This is a genomic window from Psychrobacter sp. S4(2024) (genome assembly GCF_036861305.1).
GTDB lineage: Bacteria > Pseudomonadota > Gammaproteobacteria > Pseudomonadales > Moraxellaceae > Psychrobacter > Psychrobacter cryohalolentis.
In genome coordinates, this window is sequence record NZ_JAZAQR010000004.1 from 221,839 (window position 1) to 231,818 (window position 9,980).

At 41.9% G+C, this 9,980-nt stretch carries 8 protein-coding genes; 1 reads left to right on the forward strand and 7 read right to left on the reverse strand.

All coding sequences use genetic code 11. The features are described 5' to 3' along the window. Window positions 1-144: 144 nt before the first annotated feature. The 3 genes from VLA57_RS11710 to VLA57_RS11720 form a co-directional block, all read right to left on the reverse strand. The gene (locus VLA57_RS11710; RefSeq protein WP_133105166.1) at window positions 145-1,788 is read right to left on the reverse strand and encodes an ABC transporter substrate-binding protein; all 1,644 of its coding nucleotides are present in this window, start codon (window positions 1,786-1,788) and stop codon (window positions 145-147) included. Window positions 1,789-2,264: 476 nt separating this feature from the next. Continuing rightward, the gene (locus tag VLA57_RS11715) at window positions 2,265-3,542 is read right to left on the reverse strand and encodes a phosphoribosyltransferase domain-containing protein (protein ID WP_133105165.1); all 1,278 of its coding nucleotides are present in this window, start codon (window positions 3,540-3,542) and stop codon (window positions 2,265-2,267) included. Between the two features lie 44 nt (window positions 3,543-3,586). Next, the gene (locus tag VLA57_RS11720) at window positions 3,587-4,750 is read right to left on the reverse strand and encodes an ATP-grasp domain-containing protein (RefSeq protein WP_133105164.1); all 1,164 of its coding nucleotides are present in this window, start codon (window positions 4,748-4,750) and stop codon (window positions 3,587-3,589) included. Window positions 4,751-5,059: 309 nt separating this feature from the next. Here VLA57_RS11720 and VLA57_RS11725 point away from each other — a divergent pair, with 309 nt between their 5' ends. Beyond that, a complete protein-coding gene (locus VLA57_RS11725; RefSeq protein ID WP_133105163.1) occupies window positions 5,060-6,343 on the forward strand; it encodes a TerD family protein in 1,284 nt (427 codons plus the stop codon). A gap of 128 nt (window positions 6,344-6,471) precedes the next feature. On the opposite strand, the gene VLA57_RS11730 is transcribed toward VLA57_RS11725, so the two are convergent. The 4 genes from VLA57_RS11730 to VLA57_RS11745 all read right to left on the reverse strand — a co-directional run. After that, entirely contained in the window at window positions 6,472-7,080 is a 609-nt protein-coding gene (locus tag VLA57_RS11730; RefSeq protein ID WP_133105162.1) for a TerD family protein, read from the reverse strand. Window positions 7,081-7,114: 34 nt separating this feature from the next. Continuing rightward, window positions 7,115-7,867, reverse strand: a complete 753-nt coding sequence (locus VLA57_RS11735; RefSeq protein ID WP_133105161.1) for a TIGR00266 family protein — start codon at window positions 7,865-7,867, stop codon at window positions 7,115-7,117. A gap of 225 nt (window positions 7,868-8,092) precedes the next feature. Then, complete coding sequence (locus VLA57_RS11740) at window positions 8,093-8,668, reverse strand: TerD family protein (RefSeq protein ID WP_020443059.1); 576 nt, start codon at window positions 8,666-8,668, stop codon at window positions 8,093-8,095. A 484-nt stretch (window positions 8,669-9,152) separates the two neighbouring features. Beyond that, the coding region (locus VLA57_RS11745; protein ID WP_333954998.1) for a DUF475 domain-containing protein at window positions 9,153-9,980 on the reverse strand (828 nt) is incomplete at its 5' end.

Sequence of the window (9,980 nt, forward strand, 5' to 3'; positions counted from 1 at the left end):
ACAGAATCTCTGAACCAGCCGCAAACGTATATAAAGCAATGACTATAGAATAAAAGGCGTCACTAGGGTTTGTTAGGTACTGGTATTGAATCTAATACCAGTACCGAATGCAGCACTGATATTAGCTAAGGCTATTTAACATCCTTATTCAATATCAACGCCATCAAAGCGAATGGAGCCGAGTGGGCTAATTTTGTAGTCTTTTACATTAGGGGTCGTTAATACCGTCACGACTGAGTTAGCAACTGTCGTCCAAGGTAGTTGGTCTTTAAAGATAACCTGAGCCTGCTTGTAATTGGTAATACGCTCATCTTGGTTGGTATTTGCACGTGCATCCATGACCAGCTTATCAAAGTCTTTATTACACCAGCGTGAGTAGTTGTTACCGTTAACCGCATCACAAGATAATAGAACACCTAACCAGTTATCAGGATCTCCATTATCACCTGTCCAACCGGCTAGGATCGCTTCAGGCTCGCCTTTACCCGCACGCTTTAGGTACTCGCCCCACTCATAAGTCACAAGCTTGGCTTTAACGCCAATTTTAGCCCAATCTGATTGAATCATTTCAGCCATTAGCTTGGCATTAGGGTTATAAGGGCGCTGAACGGGCATATACCATAAGTCGATTTCTAAATCTTTAGCACCTGCTTCAGCCAGTAGGGCTTTGGCTTTTTCGATATCGTAAGGCGCATCTTTGATCTCATCGTTATAGCCCCACTGCGTTGGTGGCATTGGGTTGCTTGCTTTGATACCAGAACCTTGATATACCGCATTGATGATGGCGTCTTTATTGATTGCCATATCAAGAGCGCGGCGAACATTGACATCTTTTAGGTCTGGTTTTTCAGTGTTATAGCCTAAGTAACCAACGTTAAATCCAGCATCATCCAGTACGTTTGCTTTGCCAGATTTTTTGGCAGAATCAACTTCAGATGGGTTGGCATAAGCGGAGACATTACATTCGCCTGCTTGTACCTTCTGCGCGCGAACAGCCGAGTCTTTAGTGATGACAAAGACGAGGTTATCGATATGAATGTTGTCTTTGTTCCAATAGTCAGGATTTTTGGTATAACGAATCTGCGCATCTTTTTGATACGAAGTAAAGACGAAAGGTCCAGTACCGACTGGTTTGGTATTTAGATCAGCTGCATTGCCAGCGTCTTGTAACTGCTTAGCATACTCTGCAGAATGCACATAGGCGAACGGCATTGCTAGGTTTTGTAGGAATGGCGCGTTGGTCTCAGTCAGAGTGATTTTGACCGTATAATCATCGACTTTTTCTACTTTGTCGATAATATCAGGTAAGCCCATACCTACTGAATATGGGAATTCAGCTGGATAGTCTTTATTAAAAGCAAAGCCTGTATCGGTAAGACGTTCGATGGTAAAGATAATGTCATCAGCATTGAAGTCACGAGTTGGGGTGAAATAATCGGTCTTGCCGAATTTGACGCCTTTACGTAGATTGAGTGTATAGGTTTTGCCATCTTCGCTGATTTCCCAGCTTTCGGCTAAGCCTGGCTCGATTTCGGTTTCGCCACGTTTAAACTGTACGATACCATTAAAAATAGGATAAGCACTGGCATCAAAGTCAGTACCTGCCGTATATTGCGCAGGGTCAAAGCCAGCAGGGCTACCTTCTGAACAGTAAATTAAGGTCTTGGCGGCTTTGGCATCGCTACCGGCATCTGCCGTTTTATCCGCAGTTTTATTGTCGCCGCTACAGGCGCTGACGCCTAGCGTTAAGGCTGCTAATAAGGTGAGCTTGAAAAATGGAGTTTGCACTGTGATTACATCCTGTATAAATCGTTAGATAATTATCGATTGATAGCACGACAACGACGTTAGACGCCGTTGATATCGAACTCTAATCGATAAACCTTTAATTCCTTTTAAAGTATTTATCAATTCAAATTATTTCAGGTCATGACAAATTATCAGAATTTGAGACACACCATTTTGGGATGTCTCAAGTGTTTGGTCTTCTAATAGTTGATATGTTGACACTGAATAAGCAAATGAATAGACCGAATATATAGGTAAATATGAGGTTGTGCAAGGTATCTACAGCGCAAATATGAATTTTTTTATGCTATGGACATCTTTTTTGTTATTAATGAGGTATTTAACCTCCGTAAAATCACAGGCATATATAAGTAAACTTTGTTTTAGAAAGATATAATAAATATTCTAAAGATGTTCATATTACGGCTATGACAATCCATTATCAGTAGCTCGTAATATGCATGTTAAATGCACGTCTATTTAGGACTCACCACCAACACATTATCCAAACCTTTCCACATGGTATCCACACTATCAGCCGACGTTTCCACACACAATACAATCAAATCCCACTCATTTGGCTCAACGTTATAAGCAAAATTGGTCATACCAAGGCCATAATTATCATGAAAGCTTAACATCGTGCCAATACCGCTACCAAGTGCAATCGGTGAGCGGGTTAATGCACTAAAATCCACCGTATTATTGCTGTTATCTAAATTCGTATGTTGCTCAAGCCATTCCGCCAATAAAAATGGCAACCAGACAAATTCATTACTGCCCAATACCAATATTTTTTGTGGCAATTGAGCGTTATTAAATGCGTTTTGGCCATCAAAACTTGCAAATGCAGTTTGGAAACTTGCTAGATAATCAGCAAAGCCATTCGTGCTATCTAGCGTTGGAAAGCGTCCCCAATTACCGGTATTGCCCAAAGATTGACTACCAGCTTCGGTCGTATCAACCGATGGCATAATGATAGGCTCAGGGTTGGGCGCATCAGTCCATTTCCAAGCACCAGATAGTAAATGATGGCGGTGAAAATCAATGTTTGGCAGACGAATGGCAATCGTATCATCGGCGTTAGCATCAGACTCACTTTGATTCTGATTTAGTGACCAATCAACTAAGGTTGTGAGATGCACTTGCTCTAGTTGGGTCAACCCAGCTTCACGTAATGCTGTGACGACATTAACGCAAGTATTACCCGTTGATGCTTCATCATCGACCATAATTAGCGTTTTACTGGCAAGTAGTTGCGCTTTCGTCATTTTATCGGCACTTTGATAAATCAGATGCTGACTGGCATGACTGTGGTCTTCGCTAAAAGTGGTCAATAAAGAATCGCTACTGTTGTCATCATGCTGGGCATGACGAGTAGAATTCAGTAGTAACGCTTGTGGATAGCGCGTTTGTAGCGCTTGGTGCACACCGGCAGATAAGCCAACCGCCGTCTCTGCCATACCGATGACCAAAATTGGCTCAGGCAAATCATCAGGTACTAAGTTTGCCAAATCAGTAAAGGCATTACGCATGATGCTTGGTGCCACCGGAATATGACGACCTAACACTTTTGAGACAAACAAAAACGCCCGTTTTGGATTGATACGTTGAGCAAAATCAAGCAAATCTTCTAGCTGATAATGGCTGCTTTTTTTAAGGTCGTTGTTACCACTAGCAGCGTTGGTCTGATAGGTCAGATCAAGCGTACCGCGAGGTAAGGTGATGGTCGTGTTGTGTTGCTTATTTGGCATTCATATTCCTTCAGTCTTTCAATTTTTTATATCGTTAGTTTCACTTATTCAGCAGTATCTTCTTCAATTTTTACACTCACCATAATAGAACGTACTTGGCACGGTGTAATTTGCTGTGCGATATCTGCCAGTTTCGGCTTCTTACTTAAACCGAGCCAATAAGCAAAACCAACTTGAGTTAGATCTACACCGCTATGAGTGGTGTAATCAATACCACCAGAGGGGCGACTATTAATCTCAAGCACACGATGCTGACCATTATCATCCGCTTTAGTCTGGACACTAACGATGCCATCACAGCCGAACGTTTTTATCAGTGGAATGACCACATCCATGACCGATTGCTCATAACCAATATGCTGAATTTTCCCCGTTTTATAACGGGTAATAGCAGCCAACACTTCGCCGTATTCACAGACGACATCGATAGAGTATTCTTGTCCTGATAAATAAGGCATCAGCAACATGGGAATAGGGCGCTCATGCACCATAAGACTGTTGGTATAAGCATTGATAAATTGTGCGGTATTGATTTTCTTCTCTTCGGTAAAGTATAGATGCTCGAAACTGTCGTATTGCTCACCTTCTTCTTTACCCGTCTCTTTAATTTTACCTAAGCGCCAAAATCCTTGGGCAAAAATACCCGTCACTGGTTTGACACATAATGGCTGATGACCATGTTTAGCAAGTAAAGTCTCAAGCTCTGCGACAGTATCAAAGCGCCATGCATCTGCGACAGGGATATCATGCTCATGGCACTGCTGCATAAAGGCAAACTTATCATCGATGGATTCCAATGCTGTAACGCTGGTCGCACCTGTCAATAAACGGATACCTGCTGCTGCAAATTTTTCGCGATGAGCTTCGTAATCAATGCCATTGCGTCCAGTGAGTAACACTTTCACGTTGTTTTTCTGAGCTCGTTCTAACACAAATTGCCAACGTGGCATCAATGGCTCAGCGGCTTCAAGCATTGCTTGCTCATTGTTATCTGCGGTGCTAATAGAAGGCTCGCGGTAAACGCTATCGGCAAATTCAAAAATCTCAGGCCTATTATGACGATGTGAGGCAACGATATGAAAGGGCATGCTAGATTGAGCTTTTAGGGTTTGTAGGCTAGCTAACATATCACGCTGGCTTGACTGACCTTCAGCTAACCAAGCAGCGCTTAACTTTGTATGATGACTATTGTTAAAAAGGTTATCCATAATTCTCTTTGCACTCTCTTAAATAATAGGGTTGTGGATCACTCGATATCGTCATCATAAAGTGATTAGCAATTTAATATATGATCGAACAATTTCAGACATGGCATTTATACATAACGGGCTCTATTATATACAAATGCTAGATGTTATAAATGTTTCCAATTAAATAGCATCAAGGATTTTTACTTTTTTTATGATGTTTTATAAGATGCTGGTTCTGATTAAGGTTGTAATGCCATCCATGCTACTATATGGCGATAGTTAACCTCACTCATATAAGTAAATAATAAATAACGTAAAGGATAAATGATGAGTCAACCTCAAGCTTTAATTGCAGGTGCTAACGCGCCGCTGCCAACGGATAATATTAGCATTCGTATTTTAAGCCAAAATGCCATCGATTGCGCTGCATATCGCCTGACGACTGAAGGTAAAGTACGCGGCGATGGCGATATGATATTTTATGGGCAGACGCGTAGCGATGATGGTAGCGTGAGCTTTCGCGGTCATGACAGTGATGGATTTTTTGATATCAATCTACCTGCACAGCCAGCAACTATTGAAAAGATTGCGTTAGCGTTTTCTAGTGCGCAGACGTTGGCTCAAGTCGGTGATGTGGATATTCAAGTACTACAAGGCAGTCAAGTGTTGATGACTTGTCAATTATCTGCTGCTGGGCGTAATGAAAAAGCCATCATCTTAGCGGAATGTTATCGTCGGCAGGGCAATTGGAAGTTCCGATTTATCGCTCAAGGTTTTGAAGGTGGCTTAAAACCTTTATCTGAGCATTTCGGTGTAGAGATTGCGGATGAAGCACCAGCTCAAAGTCCTGTACAAAATCAGTCACAAGGGCAAGCTCAGCCTATTAATACGCAGCGACCAATCAATACGCAAAAAGCTAGTAGTGCGCCTCAGACAACTACGCCACCGCCGATTCCTGCTGGCTCTACCAATCCTTCAATCAACCTAAGTAAAATTACTTTAACCAAAAATCAATCTAGTATCAATCTCAAGAAACGTGATGATTTTGGCAAAATATCGGTTAACCTAGACTGGAACCAACGTCCAGATGTCAGCAAGCAAGCACCCAAAAAAGGGCTGCTTGGCGATTTATTTAAGCAGCATAAAGCTGATGGAATTGATCTCGATGTTGGTGCGATGATTCATCTGAAAAATGGTGAAAAAACGCTTATTCAAGCGTTGGGAAGTCGTTTTGGTAGCCTACAGTCAGCGCCATACGTTCTATTGCGTGCCGATGATAGAACAGGACAGGTAAGCGGCGGTGAATGGCTCGATATCAATGGTCAGCAGTGGTCACAGATTGAAGAAGTATTTATCTTTGCTTTCATTTACGAAGGCGCACCAAATTGGGCGCAAACTGATGGGGTAGTGACTATTCACGTACCTGACCAGCCACCGATTGAAACGCGTTTGACAGAAGGTACAGGTAACTTACCGATGTGCGCTATTGCGCGTCTGGTCAATCAGCAAGGTAGTATCAACGTTGAACGTATCAACCAATACTTCAAAGGACATCAAGAGATGGACAAAGCCTTTAATTGGGGCTTTAGCTGGAAACGTGGCAGTAAGTAATAGCTCTAAGGGTATTGTTAGCACACGTAAAAAAACAGCCTATCTAATAATAGATGGGCTGTTTTTCTATGAATCATTTTTACAAATGATAAAACGGGACATTATTTCAAAAACGACACTTATGGATATTAAGCATGCGGGGTGATAGCAGGCATTAAGTCATGGAAAGTGCGACCAGTCGCCGTTTCACCAATGGCATGCATCTTCCACTCATTATTATGGCGATATACTTTTGCCATAATCATCGCCGTATGCGTACCTTGTGAGGACAGATTATAGCGTGCTACTTCAGTATTGTTATTGGCATTGATGATACGGCAAAACGCATTTTCTACTGTCTCAAACGTCTGACCAGTAAAGCTGTTGACGGTAAATACCAAGGATACTACGCTAGCTGGAACTTTTGATAAATCAACATTGATTACTTCATCATCACCATCGCCGTCACCGGTGCGGTTATCACCAGTATGCACGATACTGCCGTCTTTCGATTTTAATTGGCTAAACCAAATGGCATCAACTGGCTGTTTGTTGCTATCGAACATAATGCATGATGCATCTAAATCGATAGAATCGCCGCCACTACCGCCGCCGAATAATTTACCTAAGAATCCACCTTTTTTATCTTGTGGACCTTGGGCAACGTCCCAGCCTAAACCCAATTTTACTTGAGTAAGCTCGCCGCCCGCTTCTTTGCTTAGGGAGATTTTTTGACCCTTTTGTAAACTAACTGCCATGTGATAATCCTTATAATAGTTGTATGAGAAATTGCTATAAAATATTGCCAAGTAATCCGCTATTGCCGCCACGACCACCTGAACTGGTGCCCAAGATGCTTTGTAGCCATCCTTGATAGCTGTCACGATTGCGTGAGCAGATAATAACTTTGCCTGAGCCTGAAAAGTTGAGTACCATTCCTTCGCCACTGGTGACTGAATTGATAATATTGCTCATAATGCCTTTTTTCTTACTGGTCGATACAGAGAGCTTATAATCAAGCGTTGAATCCCAGCAGACCACATGACCATTATCGATGATGACGTCTTTATCTGGCGTCACATCAATCTCAAATAATGAACCGAAACCCGATACCACTACCTGACCTTGACCTTGTGTCTGCATGACCATAAAGCCGCCAGTATCACCAAAGACTGCGCCACCTAGATTACGTTGAATATTGGCTCTGATATCGACACCGATTTGCGCCGCGACAAAAGCACCATCGCTCAAGGTATATTGATGTTTGCCGCAATCAATGATTTGCATATCGCCATCGAGCGTTGGTGCCAGCAAACAATCACCTTCACCGTTTACCGCTTCGATTTGCTGTTGAAAAAGTGACTCATCGTTAGCAAAACGGCGCATCAATGACTGCATCAGTCCACCTTGCAATTTACCTTTTAGCTCAAGGTTTGATTCCATCATCACCATGGCGTTGGCTTCGCAATAGATTGAGTCACCTTTTTTAAGATTACAATGTAAAAAAGGTTCAATAGTACCAATTAAGCTAAACGTTGCAGCCATAGGTCAAAAGTCCTTGTTCTAATATTTTTATGAGTCCATCTGTAGAGGATATAGCAAATAACTTCTGTCAATATCGTTTAGACATTAAATTCATAGCCACTTAAATTTAAAGCCATCAAATGTCTTAAACAACACACTTGATGGCTTATAGATCTCGTAAGTAGCTCGTGAATAAATAGTTACTTACGATAGTTGGCTTGCGACACGATTAAGTCAATGAGACGATTAAACGTTGACGCCATAAGAGGCCGCTAATGGTCCAAGACCACCGCTAAAGCCTTGACCAACCGCGCGGAATTTCCAGTCGCCGCTATGACGATATAACTCACCAAAAATCATCGCTGTTTCGGTACTACCGTCTTCTGATAGGTCATAACGAGCGATTTCAGCATCGCCATTGTCGTTCAAAACACGGATATAAGCGTCGCCCACTTGACCGAAGTTTTGGTTACGAGCTTGACCTTCATAAATGATGGCACAGATAGCAACTTTGCTCACGTCAGCTGGAATGCTTGCAAGGTTGATTTTGATTTTTTCATCATCGCCATCACCTTCACCAGTACGGTTATCGCCTGTATGTTCAACCGCGCCATTGTCTGACTTTAAGTTGTTAAAGAAGATAAAATCTTGATCGTTACGTACTTTACCTGCTTCATTGACCAAAAAGCCAATCGCATCTAAGTCAAATTCTTGACCGTCAGTAGCGCGTGGATCCCAGCCTAGACCGACCGTAATATTGGTTAAACCTGGCGCTTCTTTTGATAAGTTTACGTTGCCGCCTTTTGTTAAGCTAATAGCCATGTAAATATCCTTTGGATTAATAATTAAGTGGATTGATTGATAAAAAATGAACTCAAATAGTGCAGTGGTCGATATATAGACGCCGTTAGAAAAAATCTATCTGGACGCCATGCCCTGCATATCATTACGATTTACTATACTAAGCGTTTGCTCACTAAGCAAGGCGTATTTTGTGCGCTGATGTTATGTTTACTAACAGATATAGCAATTGTGCAAATCTGATACTTTCTAACCGTCCCGATAACAATCGTTAAGATATTGTTATCAAAAATGAATTTCTTAGATACTGAAGTTGGTACTAAAGTTGTAATCTCGAACCTAGCAATGAAACAAAACCTTATGATATGAATTACTCATAAAGTAAAAAAGGTATAAAAAACAGGTCATACCAATCGCTTGATATAACCTGTCATGACTACGATTTTCTACCAAAGCGCTTTTTCTTAATTTGAACGTAGCGTTTAAACGTAAGCTAAAATCAACACTAAGTAATCGCCTTTGCTTGTTGCTTGCGATGCTTAAGTGAAGCAAGCAATGCCCAACCGATAAAGGCAATGCCAATCAAACCCGTAATAATCTCTGGTACATGGAATTTCACTGATAGCAGCATAATAATTGCCAAAGCACCAATGGCATAATGCGCACCATGTTCTAGATAGATGAACTCATCAAGTGTGCCTTTGTCTACCAAGAAAATAGTCATCGAACGCACAAACATCGCACCAATCGCCAGACCAAGCATAATTACAATAACGTCATTGGTGATTGCAAATGCGCCAATCACACCATCGAAACTGAATGAAGCATCAAGAACTTCTAAGTATAAGAAACCGATAATACCGCCCTTCATGATAGCACTAGTCGCAGCTGCGCCATTTCCTTCGTTTTCTAGGTCTTCTTCGAGATCGCCTTCAAGCATGCCAGATACGACCTGTACACCAAGGTAAACTAAGATACCCCAAACACCAGCGATTAAGACAGCACTTGATTGCTCAGCACTGGCCCAAGATACCGCGATCATCAAGACAATAAGGGCGACAAATACGCTCATGGCGTCGACTTTGCCAAGCTTTGCTAAACGGCTCTCTAACCAGTCAAACCAATGCACTTCTTTATCATCAAAGATAAAGTTTAAGAAAACCAGCAATAAGAAAATACCACCAAATGCTGAGATTTCAGCATGGTGTGCCATTAGTCTTGCTGAGTATTCTTTAGGGTCGTTCAATGCCAAATCTATCACTTGCATCATGCCAAGGTCTGCGGTAACCGCAACGATGACAATTGGGAATACTAAGCGCATACCGAATACAGC

What these genes read in the sequence shown, in the direction of transcription:
- VLA57_RS11740 (WP_020443059.1), bottom strand. Translation starts at nt 8,668, where the DNA reads ATGGCTATTAGCTTAACAAAAGGCGGCAACGTAAACTTATCAAAAGAA.
- VLA57_RS11725 (WP_133105163.1), top strand. Translation starts at nt 5,060, where the DNA reads ATGAGTCAACCTCAAGCTTTAATTGCAGGTGCTAACGCGCCGCTGCCA.
- VLA57_RS11720 (WP_133105164.1), bottom strand. Translation starts at nt 4,750, where the DNA reads ATGGATAACCTTTTTAACAATAGTCATCATACAAAGTTAAGCGCTGCT.
- VLA57_RS11735 (WP_133105161.1), bottom strand. Translation starts at nt 7,867, where the DNA reads ATGGCTGCAACGTTTAGCTTAATTGGTACTATTGAACCTTTTTTACAT.
- VLA57_RS11730 (WP_133105162.1), bottom strand. Translation starts at nt 7,080, where the DNA reads ATGGCAGTTAGTTTACAAAAGGGTCAAAAAATCTCCCTAAGCAAAGAA.
- VLA57_RS11715 (WP_133105165.1), bottom strand. Translation starts at nt 3,542, where the DNA reads ATGCCAAATAAGCAACACAACACGACCATCACCTTACCTCGCGGTACG.